The 20,906-nt window shown below is 37.9% G+C and carries 21 protein-coding genes and 1 pseudogene; 15 read left to right on the top strand and 7 right to left on the bottom strand.

The features are described 5' to 3' along the window. Nucleotide 1 precedes the first annotated feature (1 nt). From O1449_RS08280 to O1449_RS08235, 10 genes are all read left to right on the top strand, one after another. Nucleotides 2-820 (top strand): HAD hydrolase family protein, encoded by an 819-nt coding sequence (locus O1449_RS08280; RefSeq protein WP_269238015.1) that lies wholly within the window; start codon nt 2-4, stop codon nt 818-820. Next, a complete protein-coding gene (gene stiP, locus O1449_RS08275) occupies nt 804-1,955 on the top strand; it encodes a cysteine protease StiP (protein WP_269238014.1) in 1,152 nt (383 codons plus the stop codon). Before O1449_RS08280 ends, stiP begins: the two co-directional genes overlap by 17 nt. Before the next feature lies 1 nt (nt 1,956). Continuing rightward, nucleotides 1,957-2,841 (top strand): HpcH/HpaI aldolase/citrate lyase family protein, encoded by an 885-nt coding sequence (locus tag O1449_RS08270; RefSeq protein WP_269238013.1) that lies wholly within the window; start codon nt 1,957-1,959, stop codon nt 2,839-2,841. A gap of 72 nt (nt 2,842-2,913) precedes the next feature. After that, nucleotides 2,914-4,098: a TerD family protein gene (locus O1449_RS08265; RefSeq protein ID WP_269238012.1), complete on the top strand. Its 1,185-nt coding sequence runs from the start codon at nt 2,914-2,916 to the stop codon at nt 4,096-4,098. A gap of 114 nt (nt 4,099-4,212) precedes the next feature. Then, nucleotides 4,213-4,791: a TerD family protein gene (locus O1449_RS08260; RefSeq protein ID WP_269238011.1), complete on the top strand. Its 579-nt coding sequence runs from the start codon at nt 4,213-4,215 to the stop codon at nt 4,789-4,791. 48 nt (nt 4,792-4,839) lie between these two features. Next, nucleotides 4,840-5,922, top strand: a complete 1,083-nt coding sequence (locus O1449_RS08255; protein WP_269238010.1) for a DUF475 domain-containing protein — start codon at nt 4,840-4,842, stop codon at nt 5,920-5,922. Between the two features lie 84 nt (nt 5,923-6,006). Then, nucleotides 6,007-6,582: a TerD family protein gene (locus O1449_RS08250; RefSeq protein ID WP_018678204.1), complete on the top strand. Its 576-nt coding sequence runs from the start codon at nt 6,007-6,009 to the stop codon at nt 6,580-6,582. An 87-nt stretch (nt 6,583-6,669) separates the two neighbouring features. Further along, nucleotides 6,670-7,962, top strand: coding sequence for a VWA domain-containing protein (locus O1449_RS08245; protein ID WP_269238009.1), 1,293 nt, complete (start codon nt 6,670-6,672; stop codon nt 7,960-7,962). Nucleotides 7,963-7,974: 12 nt separating this feature from the next. Beyond that, nucleotides 7,975-8,688, top strand: coding sequence for a TIGR00266 family protein (locus O1449_RS08240; protein ID WP_241336299.1), 714 nt, complete (start codon nt 7,975-7,977; stop codon nt 8,686-8,688). A gap of 53 nt (nt 8,689-8,741) precedes the next feature. Then, nucleotides 8,742-9,323, top strand: coding sequence for a TerD family protein (locus tag O1449_RS08235; RefSeq protein ID WP_026315763.1), 582 nt, complete (start codon nt 8,742-8,744; stop codon nt 9,321-9,323). 55 nt (nt 9,324-9,378) lie between these two features. On the opposite strand, the gene O1449_RS08230 is transcribed toward O1449_RS08235, so the two are convergent. The 3 genes and pseudogenes from O1449_RS08230 to O1449_RS08220 all read right to left on the bottom strand — a co-directional run. After that, nucleotides 9,379-9,822: an acyl-CoA thioesterase gene (locus tag O1449_RS08230; protein WP_269230277.1), complete on the bottom strand. Its 444-nt coding sequence runs from the start codon at nt 9,820-9,822 to the stop codon at nt 9,379-9,381. Then, nucleotides 9,819-10,979: an iron-containing alcohol dehydrogenase gene (locus O1449_RS08225; RefSeq protein ID WP_269238008.1), complete on the bottom strand. Its 1,161-nt coding sequence runs from the start codon at nt 10,977-10,979 to the stop codon at nt 9,819-9,821. The genes O1449_RS08230 and O1449_RS08225 overlap by 4 nt, the downstream gene beginning before the upstream one ends. 150 nt (nt 10,980-11,129) lie before the next feature. After that, nucleotides 11,130-11,233 (bottom strand): annotated as a pseudogene (locus O1449_RS08220) (IS5/IS1182 family transposase); the annotation flags it as partial. A 216-nt stretch (nt 11,234-11,449) separates the two neighbouring features. Here O1449_RS08220 and O1449_RS08215 point away from each other — a divergent pair. From O1449_RS08215 to O1449_RS08200, 4 genes are read left to right on the top strand one after another with little or no spacing between them, the layout of a single operon-like run. Then, entirely contained in the window at nt 11,450-11,956 is a 507-nt protein-coding gene (locus tag O1449_RS08215) for a low molecular weight protein-tyrosine-phosphatase (RefSeq protein WP_269238007.1), read from the top strand. A gap of 16 nt (nt 11,957-11,972) precedes the next feature. Beyond that, the gene (gene murB / locus O1449_RS08210) at nt 11,973-13,007 is read left to right on the top strand and encodes a UDP-N-acetylmuramate dehydrogenase (protein WP_269238006.1); all 1,035 of its coding nucleotides are present in this window, start codon (nt 11,973-11,975) and stop codon (nt 13,005-13,007) included. Nucleotides 13,008-13,015: 8 nt separating this feature from the next. Then, nucleotides 13,016-14,149: a YdcF family protein gene (locus O1449_RS08205; protein ID WP_269238005.1), complete on the top strand. Its 1,134-nt coding sequence runs from the start codon at nt 13,016-13,018 to the stop codon at nt 14,147-14,149. A 1-nt stretch (nt 14,150) separates the two neighbouring features. After that, a complete protein-coding gene (locus O1449_RS08200; protein WP_269238004.1) occupies nt 14,151-15,179 on the top strand; it encodes an alpha/beta hydrolase in 1,029 nt (342 codons plus the stop codon). A gap of 33 nt (nt 15,180-15,212) precedes the next feature. Here O1449_RS08200 and O1449_RS08195 read toward each other — a convergent pair whose 3' ends face one another. After that, nucleotides 15,213-16,883 carry an FMN-binding glutamate synthase family protein gene (locus O1449_RS08195; protein ID WP_269238003.1) on the bottom strand — a complete coding sequence of 557 codons (1,671 nt, stop codon included), beginning with the start codon at nt 16,881-16,883 and terminating at the stop codon, nt 15,213-15,215. 500 nt (nt 16,884-17,383) lie between these two features. Between O1449_RS08195 and hppD the strand changes: the two genes are divergently transcribed. Then, the gene (gene hppD, locus O1449_RS08190) at nt 17,384-18,439 is read left to right on the top strand and encodes a 4-hydroxyphenylpyruvate dioxygenase (protein WP_005215973.1); all 1,056 of its coding nucleotides are present in this window, start codon (nt 17,384-17,386) and stop codon (nt 18,437-18,439) included. Nucleotides 18,440-18,497: 58 nt separating this feature from the next. On the opposite strand, the gene O1449_RS08185 is transcribed toward hppD, so the two are convergent. The 3 genes from O1449_RS08185 to O1449_RS08175 all read right to left on the bottom strand — a co-directional run bounded on the left by O1449_RS08185 (nt 18,498) and on the right by O1449_RS08175 (nt 20,905). Beyond that, on the bottom strand, nt 18,498-19,277 hold the full coding sequence (locus O1449_RS08185) for an IclR family transcriptional regulator (protein WP_269230284.1): 780 nt from the start codon (nt 19,275-19,277) through the stop codon (nt 18,498-18,500). 271 nt (nt 19,278-19,548) lie between these two features. Further along, a complete protein-coding gene (locus O1449_RS08180) occupies nt 19,549-20,190 on the bottom strand; it encodes a 3-oxoacid CoA-transferase subunit B (protein WP_241307579.1) in 642 nt (213 codons plus the stop codon). A gap of 10 nt (nt 20,191-20,200) precedes the next feature. Further along, entirely contained in the window at nt 20,201-20,905 is a 705-nt protein-coding gene (locus O1449_RS08175; RefSeq protein ID WP_250748919.1) for a CoA transferase subunit A, read from the bottom strand. Nucleotide 20,906 lies beyond the last annotated feature (1 nt).

Below are 20,906 nucleotides of genomic sequence, written 5' to 3'. Positions count from 1 at the left end.
TATGACTGATTTTTTATTAAGTTCAACTCCCGTTTTAGCTCCAATTATGTTAGTTGATTTGGATGATACTTTATTTCAAACACATCGACGAATTACGCCTCAACCTGACTTCAAAATGGCAACGACCGATAAACAAGGGCAAGCTTTGGCGTATATGAACCCTGTACAACAACATTTTGTGCAATGGTTATTACAAAGTACGCATGTGATTCCAGTGACTGCACGTAGTGCGGAAGCACTGTCTCGTGTCCATTTGCCATTTCAGTATGGCGCGGTATGTTCTCATGGTGGAACTGTTTTAAATGCTGATCTGTCAATTAACCAAGATTGGCATTCACAGATGCAACAGGTTTTACTGCCTTATAAAGCGCGGTTGCAGGCTTTGATGCAAGTGATACAACAAGCAGTTGACTTCGGCTCAATTCGGACATGGATCGTTGAAGAACAAGGTTTGGGTTTATATCTTGTTGCCAAGCAAAATACTGAAAATGACAATCCATATGCGCCGAATTTTTTACCTGAATTATTGAATAGTTTGAGTGACGAATTATTAGATGGGTTTTATTTTCATTTGAATGGTAATAATTTGGCGTTTATCCCAAAACCTGTCAGTAAAGCTAATGCAGCCCGTTTTTTATTGCAACAGTTTGCGTCTCAACAACGCCCAATTTTAGGTTTTGGTGATAGTTTGTCTGATGTTGAATTTTTAAATTTATGCGATTGGTGGGGCATGCCAAATCATAGCCAATTGAATCGTTGGGTCAAACATAACTTGGCGCAACAATATGTAAAAGAAGGGTATTATGGCGATTATCAATAAGCAACAAGCCGATGCACTGATTTCAAAACAAGGGTTTAGTGGCAGTTATTTACCTGAACAAGTGATCTTTTTATTGCGCCGCACTCATATTCAGGCGACGGATACCGTAGAGAAAGAGCATTTAATTCAGTCTGGGCAAAAGCACTATTCTCAGATGATTAGTCAGGAACATGCACCTTCTGAACGTCATTTAGTATTGTATGAAAATGCTTTGCAACAAGGGCAGCAACGTTTGGCGGAGAATGTACAACAGTTGGCTCAAACATTGGTAACAGAATTTGTTGAGCCAATTGTATTAGTCAGTTTTGTTCGTGCAGGTGTGCCTTTAGGTGTGTTGCTTTATCATGCTTTACAAGATTTGGGTCGTCCTTGTATCCATTATGGGGTAAGTATTCTTCGTGATCGAGGAATTGATTTTGCAGCATTAGAAACCATTATTGCCAAGCATGGACATCAATCCATTGTGTTTGTAGATGGTTGGACAGGCAAAGGTGCAATTCGACAAGAATTACAGCGTAGTTTGGGAGGTGACCCTCGTTTTGCCAATCGACCACTGCCTTTGGTTGTATTGTCTGATATTGGGGGCTGTGCATGGTTGGCTGCAAGTGGTGATGATTGGTTGATTCCGTCAGGAGTGTTGGGTTCAACAATTTCAGGTTTAATTTCGCGAACGATTTGTGAGGGTGAACCACTGAAAGCCGAAGAGATTAATGCGCAAAATATTGACCAATGGCATAGTTGTATTGAATATACTCAGCTAGAAAAATTTGATCAATCACAACAATTTATTGAAAAAATTAACCAAATCCGCCGTCAATGTGCAGTTCAACCGAATGCAGTTTGGACAGAAACACAACGGCAAAAACAACAGCAACAAAGCCAGCAAGTGATTCAAGACTTGGCACAGCAATATCAGATCACCAACTTAAATCGAATTAAGTCGAGTATTGCAGAAGCAACACGTGCAATTTTGCGCCGTGTGCCTGATTTGGTGTTATTACGAGATGCCGATGATGCGGATACTGCTTTATTACGCCATCTTACGGATATTACCCAGACACCAACCAAAGTCGTTGGTGATCAAATTGCACCCTATCGTGCCATTACATTAATTCAAAAATTAGGGAAAAACTAATATGTTATCTGCATTGTCATTGGGGGCAACGTTATATATGCCAGCCACGCGACCAGATTTGTGGCAAGTGGTCAACGGTGAAAAATATCCTGAATTACGTTCAGTTGTATTATGTTTAGAAGATGCCGTGGTCGAGCATGATGTTGAATTTGCGAAAGAGAATTTAAAAAAATTATTACAACATTTACAACAGAATCAAAGAAACTCACAGCATCCACAGTTATTTATTCGTCCTCGTCATTTGGAGATGGCAGAAGAACTGATGCAATGGGCAGAGATTCCGTTATTAGATGGTATGGTTTTACCTAAATTTGGCTTATCTAATTTGAATCAATGGCATTCTATTTTATCATCTGATTTAAAACTGATGCCGACCTTAGAAACGCCTGATACCTTTGATATGGGAGCGATGAAGGAATTAAGGCAAGCTTTACAACAACAGTTTCATCCCGTATTGGTCTTGCGGATAGGCGGTAATGATTTATTAAATTGTTTGGCATTACGTCGCCCAAATGATATGACTCTATATCAAACGCCAATCGGGGCTTTAATATCGAATTTAGCTGGGCAGTTTTTGCCGTATGGCTTTTCTTTAAGTGCGCCAGTCTGTGAACACTTTAGCCAAGTTAAATTATTGCAAGATGAATTGTACTTAGATATTCAACATGGTTTATCTGGTAAAACCATTATTCATCCAGCACAGATTCCGATTGTGCATCAAGCTTTTCAAGTCAATGAAATTGAATTGAAACAAGCACAAGATATTTTAAATCAAGATGCACAGGCCGTTTTTGCATGTCATGGTTCTATGCTTGAACCTGCGACACATAAACATTGGGCAGAGCGAATTTTAGAGCGAGCTAAAGTTTTTGGTTTAAAAATCTAATTGTCGCTATGATGTAAAAATAATTAAATTTCATTTAAAACAAATCCAAATAATATAAACGAGGGTATCGCAATGCAACAACTCATTACTGGAGCGAATTTAGCTTTAACACAGCCCCAGTTTCAAATAAAAATAAAGACAGCGATGCCCGAACAAATAAGTTTGGATATGAGTGCATATATTCTTAATGCCCAAGCTAAGGTGCGCGGCGATGCGGACATGATTTTTTATGGACAAAAGCAAACGCCAAATCGTAGTGTGGAATTACTAGAATCCACGCATAAGACGCCTTACTTAGCCCAATTTAATGTCAATACCCAATTGTTGGAAGCTGAAATCAGCAAAGTTTCATTTTGTGCTGCAATTGATGGCAACCTGACGATCAATGCAGTTCAGGATATTCAGATTGAGTTGTGGGAAAATGGTCAGTTGTCTGCCACTGCAATGATTAAAAGTGCAGAAAAAACGGAGAAAGCCTTAATCTTGGCAGAAGTTTATCGCTATAAAGAATTGTGGAAATTCCGTTTTGTGAATCAAGGTTTTAATGGTGGATTAAAACCATTGTCAGAATACTTTGGTGTGGAGATTAGTGATACACCGCCTACTGTTCAAACTGCTCCAGTACCGCCAAAACCTGAGAAGTTAAGTTTAAGTAAGATTAGTTTAGATAAACAAAACAATAAAATTAATCTAACAAAAAAAGATCAGGCTTTTGGTGAAATTAAAATTAATCTGAATTGGAATCAAAAAACAGCGACAAAACAAAATAGCTTTTTTGACAAAATGCTCAATCATGGCAAAAGTGTTGATCTAGATTTGGGTTGTCTCTTTGAGATGCAAGATGGAACGAGGTCAGTGATACAGGCTTTAGGAGACTGTTTTGGAAACTTCCATACCTTTCCATTCATTGAATTGTCTGGTGATGATCGTACAGGAGCATTGCAAGGTGGCGAATGGTTGAGAATCAATGGGAAAAACTGGGATCAGATTCATCGGGTTGTGATTTTCGCATTTATTTATCAAGGTGTTCCAAATTGGGCTGAAACAGATGCTGTTGTGACCATTTATGTACCTGAACAACCACCGATTGAGATTCGTTTGATTGAAGGGCAACCATTCGGCATGTGTGGAATTGTTGAATTAGTGAATCAAAAAGGTAATATTGAAGTGCGACGCCATGTTCAATATGTTAAAGGACATAAAGAACTTGATCGGGCATTTAGTTTTGGATTGCGCTGGGTTGCTGGCAGTAAATAAAAGTAAGATCTAACTTGAAGATTAGATGAAAATATTTTTATAGAAATTAATTTTATATCTATTTTTAAGTATTGAAGACATTAATTATAAATTTTATCGAGGAGAACATACAAAATGGCAATTAGTTTAAATAAAGGGGGAAATCTTTCCCTTAGTAAAACAGATCCTAACTTAGTTCGTATTTTAATTGGCTTGGGTTGGGACGAGCGTGCAACGGATGGAGCAGCATTCGATTTGGATGCAAGTGCATTCTTATTAACTGCAACGGGTAAGGTTCGTGGTGATCATGACTTTATTTTTTATAATCAACTTAAATCACAAGATCATTCGGTTGAACACACAGGTGATAACCGTTCTGGTCAAGGGGATGGTGATGATGAAACATTATTGGTTGATTTATCGAAAGTGTCACCTGAGATTGAAAAAGTTGCCATTACCGTAACGATTCATGATGCACAAGCACGTGGACAAAACTTTGGTCAGATTGCGAATGCTTTTATTCGTATTGTGAACCAAGACACCAATGTTGAAGTGGTTCGTTTTGATTTAGCAGAAGACTATTCAACTGAAACAGCAATGGTTTTTGGCGAAGTTTATCGCCATAACGGTGAGTGGAAGTTCAAGGCTGTGGGTCAAGGCTATGCTGGCGGACTTGCAGCAATGTGCCAACAATATGGTATTCAAGTCGGTTAAGTTTAATTTTTAAATTATGACGATAAGATTTTATCAAAAAGGGGCACAATGAAACATTTTCGTTTCTCAATTATTTTCACGGTAATCTGCTTAGCGTTATCCGCTTGGTGGGGTTTCAGCCATGGACCAGAGGCAGGTATTCAAACCATGCTTCGCGTTTTATTAATTACTGCCATTTTAGCAGTGATGGAGGTTTCTCTATCTTTTGATAATGCAGTGGTGAATGCTTCGATCTTACGTCATTGGGATGAGTTCTGGAAAAAGATATTTTTAACGGTCGGCATTCTGATTGCTGTATTTGGGATGCGTTTGATTTTCCCAATTGTGATTGTTGCAATCACAGCAGATATGGGAATGGTTGATGTTGTTAAAATGGCGCTCAATGACCCAGTCCATTATTCAGAAAAACTGCTTGCGCACCATGCTGAAATTGCAGCTTTTGGTGGCATGTTCTTATTGCTTGTTTTCTTGAATTTCTTGTTTGACGATGGAAAGGATACGCACTGGTTTCACTGGTTGGAATCACGACTAGCGAATCTTGCCAATGTTCCAGCAATGTCTGTATTTGTTGCCATGATTGCATTGCTGATTATGGTGAGTTTAGTGGATATGGAAACTAAACTGGTGGTGACTTTAGCCGGTATTTGGGGGATTGTGGTATATGTCGGTGTTCAGGCACTAGGACATTTACTTGAAAGTAGTCAGACAGAAGAAAGTGATGAAAGTCAGGATGAATCAAAAGCATCAGGCGCATCTAGTACGATTGTAAAAGCAGGTATTGGTGGATTTCTTTACTTAGAAGTGCTTGATGCATCATTTAGTTTTGATGGTGTTATTGGTGCATTCGCAATTACTACTGATGTTGTGGTGATTATGCTTGGTTTGGCAATTGGAGCAATGTTTGTCCGTTCGATGACGATTTATTTGGTTGAGAAAGGCACATTAGAAGCATTTGTATTTTTAGAGCATGGCGCAATGTATGCGATTGGTATTCTTGCTGCAATTATGCTTTATACAGGTACAGGTGGTCATGTTCCTGAAGTTGTGACAGGATTGATTGGTGTCGCTTTCATTATCTGGGCAATTTTTTCATCGATTGCTTATGAGAAACGACAAGCAAAATCTTTATAAAATATATAGATATAGTAGAGAAAATCTGTTATATCAAATGAGAATCAATATTTATTTGAACAGTAGAATAAGGAGTACACTTCAATGGCAATTAGTCTAACCAAAGGCGGAAATGTTAGCTTAACAAAAGAAGCCCCTGGAATTACCAAAACGACAGTAGGTTTGGGTTGGAATCCTCGTGTAACTGATGGTCAAGCATTTGACTTAGATGCGATTGCATTTCTTGTCACTGAAAGCGGTAAAGTACGTGCTGATAATGATTTTATTTTCTTTAATAACTTAAAATCATCTGATGGTTCAGTCGTACACAATGGTGACAACCGTACTGGCGAAGGCGCAGGCGATGATGAGACACTGAGCGTTGATTTAAGTAAAGTCCCAGCGGATGTTGCTAAAGTGATTTTTGCAGTGACTATTTATGATGGTCAAGGGCGTAACCAAAACTTTGGTCAAGTTGCAAATGCTTATATCCGTGTTTGTAATGACGCAGGCGGTAGTGAAATCGCACGTTATGACTTATCTGAAGATAGCAGCACAGAAACAGCAATGATTTTTGGTGAACTGTATAAAAATGGTAGCGAATGGAAATTCCGTGCCATTGGTCAAGGTTTTGCAGGTGGTTTAGGACCTTTAGCAGCATCTTTTGGTGTAGCTGTATAATTGATCCCATATCAGAGGATGATACTTCGGTATTGTCTTCTGATCATTACTATAAAATATAAATGAAAAAATAGGCAATTGTGTCATATGCTGAGTTTAATTCGTGGGCAAAAAATTAAATTAGATGATCTTTTACAAGGACAAAGTTCTTTTTATATTCACATTGAATATCAAGCCAATTTCGCTTTAGATATCGCTAGTTTTGGATTAGATCCAGCATATAAATTAAGCGATGAACGTTATATGACGTTCTATAATCAGCCTAAAACACCATGCCAAGCAGTGCAACTAACGGATAATCAAGCTCAGTCTAGTCGTTTTTCGATTGATTTAACAAAATTACCGCCGACGATTCAGCATTTAGTGATGACCATTGCTATTGATGGTCAGGCAGTGATGTCACAGACACAACATATCTTAGTTCAAGTTCTGAATTTACAGCAGCAAGTCATTGCTGAGTTTAGGCTTGATGGTCATATGTTTGATCAGGAACGTGCTGCAATGCTAATCGAAATTTATCGCAAAGATAATGTTTGGCGATTAGCTGCCAATGGACAGGGTTTTAGTGCGGGTTTAGCTGCATTGATTCAACATTTTGGTGGTGAAGTGGCAGAAGAAGCTGCTCCTCAAGTCACCGTACCACCATTAACCAGTATTGATTTAAAGAAAAAATTGTCTTTAGAAAAAGCAGAAAAAACAGGCAATGCTTCGATTATTGACTTGACCAAAAAATCATTGGTTCAGTTAGAAAAGAAAAATTTACTTGGAATAACGGCTCGTGTTGCCCTCGTTTTAGATGCATCTGGTTCGATGGATGGACAATATCGTCGTGGTGATGTTCAGAAAGTGGTGAATCGTTTAATGCCTTTAGCGATTCACTTTGATAATGATGGAAGTTTTGAGTGTTGGGCATTTGCAGCTAAAACAGCACAGCTAGATGAAGTCACACTAAGCAATGTAAATGACTTTATTAATACGACCCAACGAGGCTGGAAAAATTGGCAAGTTGGCGCTCGTTTCAATCAAGAGATTCCAGCCATTGAGGCAGTCATTAATTATTATCAAAAATTCACAGATAAGATTCCCACTTTTGTACTCTTTGTTTCGGATGGTGGTGTAGGCAGCCGAAGAGAAATGCAAAAAATCTTAACCCAAGCTGCAAAATTGCCAATTTTCTGGCAGTTTGTTGGCATTGGTGGGCGAGATTATGGGGCATTAGAAAAATTAGATGATCTAAAAGGGCGAGTGGTTGATAACTGTAATTTTTTTAGTTTAGATCGAATAGACAGCGTTTCTGATGATCGTTTATATGAATTGCTGTTAGAAGAATTTCCTGATTGGTTGAAAGCTGCAAAACAACATCAAATTATTGAGAATTAAGGGTTAGATAATATGGCTCAATTTAGTTTAGTCGGTTCACCAGAACCATTCTTACATGTTGCGATGCGCCGTGGCGATAAGATTTATTGCGAAAGTAATGCAATGGTGATGATGGAAGACCCATTGGAACTCAAAGGGCGTTTGCAAGGTGGTTTAATGCAGTCCTTATTGCGCCGTTTTGCTAACGATGAATCATTATTTCAACAACATATAGAAGCAGTGCGCGGAGATGGGGATTGTTTACTTTCCGCAGCATTAGATGGTGATATGCAAATTCTTGATGTTGGCGCAACGCAATATATATTAAGTGATGGTGCCTTCGTAGCAGCACATAATTCGGTGGAGATCAAAGCACGTCTAAATAGTAGTCTTGGTGGTGCTTTCTTTGGAAATACGGGTGGTTTTCTCGTTATGGAAACCAGTGGACAAGGTCAGGTGGTTGTTGCAGGTTGCGGTACATTATTTGAAATTGAGGTTGAGCCAAATAAAGAGATTGTAATTGATAATGGTCATGTCGTATGTTGGGATTCACGCCTAAATTACAGTTTATCTGTTTCTACCTCACAGAGTAGTGGACTCTTAGGTAATTTGATGAATAGTGTCATGAGTGGTGAGGGCATGGTGTTACGTTTTTCAGGTAAGGGCAAAGTTGTCATTTGTTCACGTAATCGCCAAAACCTTCTTGCATGGTTACAGAGTAAATTGAGTCCACGTTCAAATCAGTAATTTTTACAACGAAAAATCATTTAAAACATTTATTTAACAAAGAGGGCTTAATGATGGCGATTAATTTAGAAAAAGGGCAAAAAATCAATTTGCAAAAAGCAGATGGTAGCAGCTTACAACAAATTTTTCTTGGTGTTGGTTGGGATGTTGCCAAGAGTAAAGGCTTTTTAGGTTTTGGTGGTGGTAGTGCAGATATTGACCTTGATGCCTCAGTGATTTTGTTTGATGAGAATAAACAAGTTGTCGATGTTGTTTATTTTGGGCAATTACGCAGTAAGGATGGCAGTATTACCCATTCTGGCGATAATCTCACAGGTGCGGGTGATGGCGATGATGAAGTTATTCGTGTGAATCTGACGCAAGTGCCAAGTCAAGTGAAATCATTGGTTTTTACGGTGAGTAGTTTCCGTGGTCAAACTTTTGAAAAAGTAGAAAATGCATTCTGTCGTTTGGTTGATCAAGCAAGCAATCAACAAATTGCGAGTTACAAATTGTCTTCACAAGGCGGTCATACAGGTCTAATTATTGCGAAAATCTATCGCCATAATGACGCGTGGAAAATGCATGCGATTGGTGAGAATGTACATGGTCGTACTTTCCAAGATATCGTGCCATATGTATTGCCACATATCTAAAAAGTAATGTTAAAACCTGCCGACATGGTTATAGCAATCATGTCGGCAGGTTTATTTAAGAAATAGATAAAAGATATTCTTGTAAAATATTTCGCATGTTTTTAGGAATTGCTGTACTTTTTCGATTTTCACGATCTACAAATACATGCACGAAATGTCCTTGTGCTGCCGCTTCAAATTGATCTTGTTTAAAAATTGCCAGTTCATATCTAAGCGAGGAGTTGCCGATTTTTCCAATCGCAACACCAACCTCAACGACTTCTGGAAAGGAAAGCTCTTGCAAAAAACTACAGGCAGAGTCAACCACTAAGCCAATAATTTCACTGTTGTGAATGTCAAATCCTGTTTTTTGAATCAGTAAAGAATTGGCAGCGGTATCAAAATAACTATAGTAGGTCACATTGTTCACATGACCATAAATATCATTATCAGCCCAACGAGTTTGGATCGGGAAGAAAAACTTAAATTGCTCTCGTGTTTTTAAAATAGGTTTGGTCATGCATAAATCGCCTGATAGATCTGTAATGCGTCTTGCTCGGTCATTTCCCTTGGATTGTTTTGCAACAGTCTGGTTTGTAGCATTGCATCTTTTGCTAACTGAGGTAACTTCGCCTCAGGAATGTCTAAATCTTTTAATTTCAATGTTAATCCACTTTGGTCCAAATGATTCTCCATATGATCAATAAATAGATCACATAAACCATCGGTACAACCTGTACTACGTGGATCTAACAATTGCGTGAGTTCTGCATACTGTTGCTTAGCTTTAGGTGCATTAAACTTTAGCACTTCAACTAAAACTAAGGCATTGGTATGTCCGTGTGAAAGATGGAAATGTCCGCCCAATGGATAAGCGAGGGCATGGACTGCTGCGACTGGGGCATTAGCAAATGCTTGACCAGCAAGCATTGAACCGACCAACATATTCTGGCGAGCTTCTAGATCAGCACCATTTTTCAATACCTTAGCTAAATTATGATTTAATAATTTCAGTGCATTTCTGGTTAACATATCTGCATAGAAGTTCTTTTTAACATTTGAAGTGTAGGCTTCAATTGCATGTACCATCGCGTCAATACCTGTTGCCGCTGTGATATGAGCAGGTAACCCTTGCGTAAATGTTGCATCTAAAATTGCGACATCTGCATATAGAATTGGAGAAACCACGCCCATTTTTGTGGTTGCGCCAGTGGTTACGATCGAGATCGGGGTGACTTCCGAACCTGTTCCTGCTGTTGTTGGAATAAGAATGAGTGGTAAACGCGGTGCTTTAGCTTGGTTTACCCCATAGATTTCACTCAGTTTTTGCTGTTGTTTAGGGTGTGCGAGCAAGGCAATGATTTTAGCCACGTCCATGGAACTACCACCACCAAAACCGATGATCACATCAATTTGCTCTTGTGTCGCAAAATCAACAGCTTCTAATACAATATGCTCTGGTGGATCTGCTTGGATATCGGAATAAATAATATACTCAAGACCAATCTGAGTCAGGATTTCTAAAATGGGCTGATGCAATTGATGCTGTATCATCCCTGCATCGGTCACAATGAATGCTTTTTGATAATTTTGTTGAGTAAGCACATTTTTAAGTTCTTGTATCGAACCTAGCCCCGAGATAATGTTGGGAACAGTTTGAAATTGAAACGGGTTCATACATACATCCTTATTTTCATCATAAATACATCATTTTTATATCAAGTGAGTATAAGTTTCACTGTCCAAATAAATTAGCATAAGATGCTGTTAAAAAGTGTAGCTTTGAAGCGATTCTGCCATTTTGAAACTGTTATGGTGATGTCTGTGGGTCTTGGGATCAAACCAGATTGAAATATTTTCTCGCTTGATTAAAGCTTGGTTATACGAGGACCAATTGGTGTACGGTAGATTTTAGGTGCAGGTTTCTTCATCTAGAAATTATATTGCTGAAGAAGCCTTCAAGAATAGCTTTGTGCAACAAAGCCATATTCATCGTTACTATTTCCTTTCAAATCAAAGCAATTTTTGACAAAATACCTGATGTCACAATGGTCAATTCACGTATGATCACATTTAAGCAGTTTGCAGGAATTTTGTATGCAATATTTATATTTTTTTAAAAAACAAAATCTTGGAATGTTTTTTTAATGGAAACACCATATAGGGTTCTATGCGTTTGTTTAGGGAATATTTGTCGTTCTCCTACAGCAGAAGCAATTCTCAGACATTATTGTGAGACTCATGGTTTAAATGTGGTGGTCGATTCCGCGGGAACCAGTAATTATCATCCAAACAAAGCCCCTGATTTACGTAGTCAAAAACATGCCATACAACGTGGATATGATTTATCGACATTAAGAGCAAGACAAATTGTTTTAGCAGACTTTGTGGAGTTTGATCTTATTCTTGCGATGGATCATGAAAATTTTGATGATATTCAGGCATTAATATCAAAAGCGGTAAAACAATTCGGTGCTGATCGAATTCGAGCCAAGATCGCATTGATGAGTGAGCATGACCCTCATTTTATGCAACAAGCTGTTCCTGACCCTTACTACGGTGGATCGGATGGATTTGATCGAGTACTTGATCAATGTGAATCTAGCAGCCAAGCATGGGTTAACGTTTTTAAAAAGCAAATGAAAGTAGAGTAATAGGATTTAATTTAATATGCAGGTACAAGCACAAGTTCAGCTTAAAAACTTAAATACATTAAATTTGAATGCTATTGCTTCGCATTATGTTCAAATCAATCATCCTGATGATGTGATCGAGGCATTGAACTTTGCTGAGCAACACAATTTAAATGCTTTGATTTTATCTGGTGGAAGTAATGTGTTATTACCCCAACAGATTCAAGCTTTGGTGTTGCATTTAAATATACAAGGGATAAATGTTCTCGCTGAAGATGAAAATACCATCACAGTTAAAGTAGGTGCTGGGCAAGTATGGCATGACTTTGTGTTGTACAGCACTCAACAACAATGGTTTGGTTTGCAAAACCTCGCACTCATTCCTGGTTTAGTGGGTGCATCACCTGTGCAGAATATTGGTGCCTATGGTGTTGAAGTTGGCGAGTTTATCGATTCTGTTCAAGTCTATGATCGTCAACTAAAAATGTTTGACTGTATTTCAGGTTCAGACTGTCACTTTGCTTATCGCCATAGTATTTTCAAAGATTATCCAAATCGCTACATCATCGTGAGTGTTACTTTCAAATTACTAAAAAAGGTCGATTTGAAGTTGAACTATGGTGATCTTAAACAAGCAGTTGGAGATGAACTGACCGCTGAAAATTTACAAAATCAGGTGATTCATATTCGTCAAAGTAAATTGCCTGATCCAAAAGAATTTCCAAATGTTGGAAGCTTTTTTAAGAATCCAATTTTGACTGAAGCTGAATTTGGTAAAATTGCTCAGCATTTTCCAAATATTCCCCATTATCCTCAAGCACATAGCAATGTTAAAGTTGCGGCGGGTTGGTTGATTGATCAAACAGGTTGGAAAGGTAAACAACTTGGTTCGGTTGGAATGTTTGATAAACAGGCATTGGTGTTAGTGAATTATGCAGATGCGACATTAGCTGATGTTAAAAATACCTATCAAACAGTACAAAGTGATGTAAAACAGAAGTTTAATATTCAATTAGAACCTGAACCAGTGTTGTATAGTGAGCAAGGCTTAATCCAAGCGCATCATGTATAAGGAATTTTATGGATAAAGTACATTGGATGATTGGCTTAGTACGAATCATAACTATATTTTTCGTGCTATTAGGCTGCTTTGTACTTTTTTTATATTCGCCATTTTATTCGCAATTGGTTGTAAAGGGGCTAAACCGATTTGTGCCTGTTGATGTGAATGAAGTTGCCGCACAAAGTCAGAAACCAGCTGCGTTAAGCGAGCATGAAACTTTGGAGCCGGGGTCTAATTTGTGGATTGCGCGCCAAGCTTATCTCAAGTTAATGGAAAAAACATTTCAGTCTGAAAAACCTGAAGATTTGAGATTAATTCAAGCACGTTATAAATTATTACAACAATTGATCATCGAAGAGCAAGAACGCGAAAATGTAGAAGAAAATCAGCAAACGAATATTCCATTAATGACGGAAAAGTCAGAACAGGAACAAGAAAGTTCTGCTGTAGCAGCAAGTACGCCAATGGATTTTTTACAGTGGAATACGCCTGATAATCAGGCTTTAATGGGGAAATATATTGCTTTTTTAGAAACATATCCTGTTGAATTACCTGTTTATCCAGATGAAAAAGAGGAGACAAATAAAGATTTAGTTGAGCTGAAGAAGAACAAGGATGGAATGAACGAGTCGCAAGGATTGTCTCAGCCATATGCAATTGTTGTTTTAGGTGGTGGCTTGACACTTGGTGCAAATGGTAAAGATATTGTTGTAAATAACTATACACGTCTTCGATTGGAAAAAACTTTGCAAGTCGAAAAGCAGTATCCTCTTCCTATTGTTTTAAGTGGTGTTGAAGCACCTTATATGCAAGCTTGGCTGAAAGAACGCGGTATAGAAGCGAAGCTTCTAGAAAATAGAAGTATGAATACCTGTGAAAACTCCCGATTTAGTTCATTATTACTGCAAAAGAAAGGTGGCGCACCGACAGTCATTCTCATCACAGATGAATATCATATGCCACGAACAAGACGTTTATTTGCACTCAATGGAATTGAAACTGTTCCTGTGATCGCACCGATGCCAACCACATTGACAGACTGGCGACCAAGTGAACAAAACTATGATCACAGTCGTCGTGCTAACTATGAATTGCTAGCAACGATTCGTGATACGCTTTTTGGCTCAAGTGATTGTCGAGAGATACCATAATATGTCCAATATTCCATTTTTAAATCCGACAATACTTAAACAATTGGATTTACCTATCCCCAATAGAGAAACAACGCCTCAGCTTTTAGAGCCGCTTGATTTATCAAAAATAATAGAACCTTCAAAAGCACTACAAGCCTATAGAAAGCTTTATGGTTTAGATTCACTTGAATGCGAACACTGGCAAGGTTATGTTGAAATGCCATTATTTCGTTTACATGTACAAGTATTTCAGCCTCAACGCGAAAAGATTTTAGGTACTGTATGCTTATTACATGGATACTTAGAGCATAGTGGTATTTATCAACCAATTATAAAAGAAATTCTTGATCAAGGATTCAGTGTTATTACATACGATCTGCCCGGTCACGGATTAAGTAATGGCTCATCAGCAAGTATTCAGAATTTTGATCATTACCAGCAAGTGTTGCATGCAGTTTATGATGTTGTTCGTAGTGCTATACAATTACCAAAACCATGGTTAGGAATAGGGCAAAGTACTGGTGGTGCGATTTGGATGCATCATTTACTTGAATTTGCTGAGCGTAGAGAAGATCCGATCGTTAATCGAGTATTGCTCTTATCGCCATTGATTCGACCCGCAAAAACAGCTTGGTGGCATAACTCTGTTGGCTTAGGAATTATTCGTCGTATAAAGAGCCAAGTACCACGACATTTCCGTCGTAATAATCATAATCCTGAATTTTTAAGATTTATTCGCCTAACTGATCCATTACAGCCTCGAATGATGGGGATGGATTGGATTTTAGCAATGTCTAAATGGATGTTAGAAATGGAACATCGACCTGCATGTCGTATTCCTGTATGGCTTGCTCAAGGTGCACTCGATCAAACAGTAGATTGGCGTTACAACATTGAATATATTCGCCGAAAATTTAGATTACAGACCTTGTTGATGCTGGAAGAGGGTTCACATCAATTGATTAATGAGCGTGCAGATATTCGAGCTGCTTTGACTGGATTGATTCCAGCATTTTTACATGCAAAACCAAATCACCACTATTACTAGTGGTGATTTTTTATAGCTTAAGCATTACTAGAATTAGAATGTATTAGCATCTGCTAATTTCCACATTCTATAGTAGAAATTTTCCTCATCGTTCAGATCATTTTGCAGTAATTCATTTTCTTTGAGAAAAAAATGAATTTGTGCATAATTTTTGATTTCACGATCATTCATACGCTGGGCAAGATGATGGGCTTTAATATCAGATGGATGCTTTAAGCCTGCAGCTGCAATCATTTCTGATAATGCATATAATGTATTTTTATGAAAATTAAATACACGTTCTGCTTTAGTCGGGACATCTATCGCTTTTTGACGATCTTGATCTTGCGTTGCAACTCCAACAGGACATTGGTTCGTATGACAACTTTGCGCTTGAATACATCCCACAGCAAACATAAAGCCTCGTGCTGAATTAACCCAATCAGCGCCCAAAGCAAAGCTGCTCGCAATATCAAAAGCACTAATCATTTTTCCACTGGCACCAATTTTGATTTGTTGTCGTAAGCCTGCACCTATTAAAGTGTTATGTACAAAGCGTAAGCCTTCTCTTAAGGGAGTGCCGATATAATCACTAAATTCAATTGGTGCTGCACCTGTCCCCCCTTCAGAGCCATCAACGACGATAAAGTCAGGGATGATTTTGGTTTCAAGCATCGCTTTGACAATACTCATAAATTGCCAAGGTTGACCAATACACAGTTTAAAACCCACGGGCTTTCCACCAGATAGCTCTCTAAGTTTTTGAATAAAGAACATCATTTCGATAGGTGTGTTAAAACTTGGATGTTTTGCAGGAGAAATACAATCTTGGTCTCTAGAAACACCTCGTATTTCTGCAATTTCCTGCGTAATTTTGTGTTTTGGTAATATTCCACCATGTCCGGGTTTCGCGCCTTGAGAGAGTTTGAGCTCAATCATCTTAATTTTTGGATTTTGTGCTTGTTGTCTAAATTTCTCAGGATCAAATAATCCATCAACAGTACGACATCCAAAATAGCCACTTGCAATTTGCCATACGATGTCACCACCATTTTCCAGATGATAAGGGCTCAAGCTACCTTCGCCTGTATCATGATAGAAATTTCCTAGATGAGCGCCTTTGTTGAGTGCACGAATTGCATTCGCACTTAAACTTCCAAAACTCATGGCAGAAATATTCATTATGGATGCACTGTAGGGTTGACTACATTGGCTATTGCCAATCTTTACGCGAAAAGTGCTTGGGTCGGCAGGCGGGCATGGAGAAATTGAATGAACGATAAAGCGATAGTTTGGTTCATAAACATCAATAATTGAACCAAATGGTTTGTCTGCATTTTCATTTTTTGCACGTTGATAAACAAGACTACGTTGCATTCTTGAAAAGGGTAATGCATCTTGATCTGACTCTATAAAGTATTGTCTGATCTCAGGTCGAACATCTTCAAAGATAAAACGGAAATGCCCTAAAATCGGATAGTTTCTGAGTATTGCATGCTTTTTTTGCAATAAATCATGTAGACCCAAGAGGCTTAGTAAGCTGGTGACAAGCCATAGCGTATTTAATAACGTATCTGAAATAAAATAATAAATGGTATGTGGTGTATAAATCGTTCTAAACCAAGTAATGGTTAAAGCAGTAAAAATACAAAGAAACCAAACTGAGTGTCTTGAAAAGAAAGTATTAAGTAATTTATGTCTTATTGCTTGAGCAGGGCTAGCCATAGGCAACAATTTCCTATAATTCAGCAGTAGTCAAACCATGCCCTGAACCTATGCAATCTACAAGTAACGAATTGTTAGATTTGATAATTATTTTTAATTGACTTGTAACACATCGGGATTTATTTACTCGATTTTTAAGAATGTCAGATTTTGATATGGCGTGCTTGTTTTTTAAATTTTATTCTAGTGAAAATTCACCTAATTTTGGTGAGATTGAAATCTCATTAAATTACACTATTCATAATTAAATTATGTATTGCATAAATTTAATCTTTCTTGTAGCATGGTTTTATGGATTAAAACCAATACTGAGAATAGGTTTTCTAAAAGATGTATTGGTTGCAGTAAGGACAGGAAAGGTTTCAATCAGGATGTTTTTGAGACACTTATAAAAACACTTGTTACCTTTTCTAGTAAGTTAAGCAGATGCTATTGATTGTTATACATAAGCATGTGTTTAGTATTCAAACGGATGAATTTATCTAAATAAGGGAAACTAGATGGACATTTTAGATAACCCATTAGAACTATGTGGTTTTGCTTTTATTGAGTTTGTTTCGACGGAAAATGGCTTAGATCAAATTTTTGAAACAATCGGTTTTTCTAAAGTCGCAAAACATAAATCTAAAAAAGTTTATTTATGGCGCCAAGGTAATATCAATATCATTTTGAATTATCAGCCTGAATCTTATGCTTCATTCTTCTTCAAAGAACACGGCCCATCTGCATGTGCAATGGGGTTTAGAACCCGCGATGCAGCTAAAGCCTTTAAAAATGCTGTTGAGCTTGGTGCTGAGCCGATGTACACACAAGCTGGACCGATGGAACTCAATATTCCTGCGATTAAAGGAATTGGCGGAATGCCAATTTTCCTTGTTGACCGTGATATTTATTCTAATGACTTTGTCTTCTTTGATGACGTAGATAAAAATCCCAAAGGCGCTGGTTTAAACGAAATTGATCATTTAACTCATAATGTCTATAAAGGGCGTATGGATTATTGGGCAAATTTCTACGAGAAGATTTTTAATTTCCAAGAAATTCGTTATTTTGATATTAAAGGTGAATATACTGGTCTGACTTCAAAAGCTTTGACTGCACCAGATGGCATGATCCGTATCCCATTAAATGAAGATTCAGATAAAGGTAATGGTCAAATTGCTGAATTTTTAGCAGATTTTAATGGTGAAGGCATTCAGCATATTGCTTTTATTACTGATGATTTGCTTTCAACATGGGATAAGTTAAAAGGGTTAGGTTTGGAGTTTATGACACCACCACCAGAGACCTATTACGAAATGTTGAAGGATCGTTTACCAGCACATGGTGAACCTACTGAAGAATTACAAAAGCGTGGTATTTTGCTCGATGGTAATACCAAAGATGGTCAGAAAAAGTTGCTGTTGCAGATTTTTTCTCAAAATATGCTTGGACCAGTGTTCTTTGAGTTTATTCAACGAAAGGACGATGATGGTTTTGGTGAAGGGAACTTCAAAGCACTATTTGAATCAATTGAACGTGATCAAATCCGCCGCGGTGTATTAGAAGCAAAATAAAAACTTTAAAAAGAGAAAGCCAAGAAATTTATTTCTTGGCTTTTTTATTTGCAAATATTTATCGTGTTTGAATAAATTGATTGATTGCAGCGACTTCGCGTTTAAAAAATTCGAGTTTTTCACTGTCTTGATGTACAGGTAAAAACATTTCGCTATCTAAAGCAACAATACAAAATTCCATCGAGCGGTGAGCATTGAAGATTGGAATACCGACAGCATTGATTCCAACGAGTAAATCTCCTTGGGCAATCGCCATACCAGATTCTAATGTTTTCTCTTTTAAGGCGATGAACTCATTCCAATCGTTCGGCTTGATCGGATAATGATTACGAGTCGCTTTATCCCATTCAGCCTGCATAAGGGGCTTAATAACTGCTTCAGGTAAATATGAGGCAAACACACGACCTGCAGCAGAGTTGACCAAAGGCATAATTGAACCTACTTTGGTCACAATTGAAATCGGGTGATTTGATTCGATTGACTGAACAACCAAAGGACCTTGAGGTGACCATTTGCTAATCTGGATGCCACAACCGATCTTATTCTGTAATTCATAAATTAGATGCTGAACCAGTTGTAAAACATCAGTATGTTGAATACAGCTCAGACCTAAACGCCAAGCTTGATCTCCTAAAGTATATTGCCCATCATCTAATTGTTTGGCGTAATTCATACGAATTAGGCTAACCAAATAACGATGTACTTTGGCAGGATGCATATCTAGCTTATGAGACAGATCTTTCAAAATAATTGGTTTATTGTGTTCTAAAAGTGCATTGAGTACGGTTAAACCTACCTCAAGAGATTGAACCCCACCAGATAACTTTTCTTCAATCATTCAATAGCCCTTAATCTAGATTCTCTTTAGTGGTGTTCTATGGATCATTTTTACAACATCAACTCAGCACATAATGCCTGAGTAATGGATAAAATAAAAATCATCTTTTTAAATGACTTAAATAGGTGAATTGTATAAGCATATTCTGATGATTTGTATTCTTACACTCCACCTTATCATATTAAAAATAAACTTAAGGATGCGACTTCGATGAAATTTAGGCAATAAAAAATCGGTATTAAAGCTATATTTCTTCAATACCGATAGAAACTTATGCTGCAAGTGTATTTCGAATTTCAATACCAGTTGCTGCTTGTATTTCATCAAAGCTCACTTGCTCTGCTAATTCAACAAGTTCCACACCGTGTTCTGTGATATCCAGTACACCTAAATCACTGATAATACGATTCACAACCTGACTACCTGTTAGAGGCAAAGTACAGTTCTTTAGGATTTTGGGTTGACCATCTTTGGTGGAGTGCTCCATCAAGACGACAACTTTCTGTACTCCAGCAACCAAATCCATTGCACCACCCATGCCTTTAACTTTCTTTCCTGGAATCATCCAGTTGGCAAGATCACCTTGTTCTGATACTTCCATTGCACCTAAGATGGCCAAGTTAACACGTCCACCACGGATCATCGCAAATGATTCAGAACTTGAAAAGAATGCGCCACCATTTTTTACAGTTACGGTTTGTTTACCAGCATTGATTAGATCTGCATCGACATGTTCTTCAGTCGGAAATTCATCAATACCCAATAATCCATTTTCAGACTGTAACCAAACATCTATACCAGTAGGAATATAGTTTGCTACTAAGGTTGGTAAACCAATACCCAAATTTACATAAAAGCCATCTTGTAATTCTTGGGCTGCACGTTGTGCCATTTGTTGTTTAGTCCATGCCATGACTCACTCCTTATACAGCAACTTTTAATGTACGTTGTTCAATACGTTTCTCTGGATTAGCATTCAAAACGACTGCATTCACATAGATACCTGCTAAGTGAATATCGTCTGGATCGATTTCGCCCAGCTCAACAATTTGCTCGACCTCAACGATGGTATAGCGACCCGCCATTGCACATTCAGGATTAAAATTACGCGCAGTTTTTCTGAAAACTAAATTTCCTGCTTTATCTGCTTTATAAGCTTTGATTAAAGCAACATCAGCGGTTAATGATGATTCGAGTAAATAAGACTTACCTTGAAACTCTCGAACCTCTTTACCTTCAGCGATGCTTGTTCCGACACCAGTCGCGGTATAAAATGCAGGAATACCTGCACCTCCAGCACGAAGTTTTTCGGCGAGTGTCCCTTGAGGAGTGAGTTCAACTTCTAATTCGCCGTTTAAAAATTGGCGTTCGAATTCTTTATTTTCACCGACATAAGATGAAATCATTTTTTTAATCTGTTTGGTTTGTAGCAATAAACCAAGCCCATAGTCATCTACGCCAGCGTTATTACTAATACAAGTAAGTTGTTTAACACCACTTTGTTTTAAAGCTTGAATCAACGCTTCTGGGATACCACATAATCCAAAACCACCAACAGCAATGGTTTGACCATCTTTGACGATACCTTGAAGTGCTGTTTCGGCATTTACAGAGACTTTGTTGACCATG

The sequence above is a fragment of the Acinetobacter sp. TR3 genome, from assembly GCF_027105055.1.
Classification (GTDB): domain Bacteria; phylum Pseudomonadota; class Gammaproteobacteria; order Pseudomonadales; family Moraxellaceae; genus Acinetobacter.
This window is presented reverse-complemented; position numbering and strand designations above follow the sequence as displayed.

Coding starts and splice junctions, on each gene's coding strand:
- O1449_RS08280 (WP_269238015.1), top strand. CDS start 2: ATGACTGATTTTTTATTAAGTTCAACTCCCGTTTTAGCTCCAATTATG.
- stiP (WP_269238014.1), top strand. CDS start 804: ATGGCGATTATCAATAAGCAACAAGCCGATGCACTGATTTCAAAACAA.
- O1449_RS08270 (WP_269238013.1), top strand. CDS start 1,957: ATGTTATCTGCATTGTCATTGGGGGCAACGTTATATATGCCAGCCACG.
- O1449_RS08265 (WP_269238012.1), top strand. CDS start 2,914: ATGCAACAACTCATTACTGGAGCGAATTTAGCTTTAACACAGCCCCAG.
- O1449_RS08260 (WP_269238011.1), top strand. CDS start 4,213: ATGGCAATTAGTTTAAATAAAGGGGGAAATCTTTCCCTTAGTAAAACA.
- O1449_RS08255 (WP_269238010.1), top strand. CDS start 4,840: ATGAAACATTTTCGTTTCTCAATTATTTTCACGGTAATCTGCTTAGCG.
- O1449_RS08250 (WP_018678204.1), top strand. CDS start 6,007: ATGGCAATTAGTCTAACCAAAGGCGGAAATGTTAGCTTAACAAAAGAA.
- O1449_RS08245 (WP_269238009.1), top strand. CDS start 6,670: ATGCTGAGTTTAATTCGTGGGCAAAAAATTAAATTAGATGATCTTTTA.
- O1449_RS08240 (WP_241336299.1), top strand. CDS start 7,975: ATGGCTCAATTTAGTTTAGTCGGTTCACCAGAACCATTCTTACATGTT.
- O1449_RS08235 (WP_026315763.1), top strand. CDS start 8,742: ATGGCGATTAATTTAGAAAAAGGGCAAAAAATCAATTTGCAAAAAGCA.
- O1449_RS08230 (WP_269230277.1), bottom strand. CDS start 9,822: ATGACCAAACCTATTTTAAAAACACGAGAGCAATTTAAGTTTTTCTTC.
- O1449_RS08225 (WP_269238008.1), bottom strand. CDS start 10,979: ATGAACCCGTTTCAATTTCAAACTGTTCCCAACATTATCTCGGGGCTA.
- O1449_RS08215 (WP_269238007.1), top strand. CDS start 11,450: ATGGAAACACCATATAGGGTTCTATGCGTTTGTTTAGGGAATATTTGT.
- murB (WP_269238006.1), top strand. CDS start 11,973: ATGCAGGTACAAGCACAAGTTCAGCTTAAAAACTTAAATACATTAAAT.
- O1449_RS08205 (WP_269238005.1), top strand. CDS start 13,016: ATGGATAAAGTACATTGGATGATTGGCTTAGTACGAATCATAACTATA.
- O1449_RS08200 (WP_269238004.1), top strand. CDS start 14,151: ATGTCCAATATTCCATTTTTAAATCCGACAATACTTAAACAATTGGAT.
- O1449_RS08195 (WP_269238003.1), bottom strand. CDS start 16,883: ATGGCTAGCCCTGCTCAAGCAATAAGACATAAATTACTTAATACTTTC.
- hppD (WP_005215973.1), top strand. CDS start 17,384: ATGGACATTTTAGATAACCCATTAGAACTATGTGGTTTTGCTTTTATT.
- O1449_RS08185 (WP_269230284.1), bottom strand. CDS start 19,277: ATGATTGAAGAAAAGTTATCTGGTGGGGTTCAATCTCTTGAGGTAGGT.
- O1449_RS08180 (WP_241307579.1), bottom strand. CDS start 20,190: ATGGCATGGACTAAACAACAAATGGCACAACGTGCAGCCCAAGAATTA.
- O1449_RS08175 (WP_250748919.1), bottom strand. CDS start 20,905: ATGGTCAACAAAGTCTCTGTAAATGCCGAAACAGCACTTCAAGGTATC.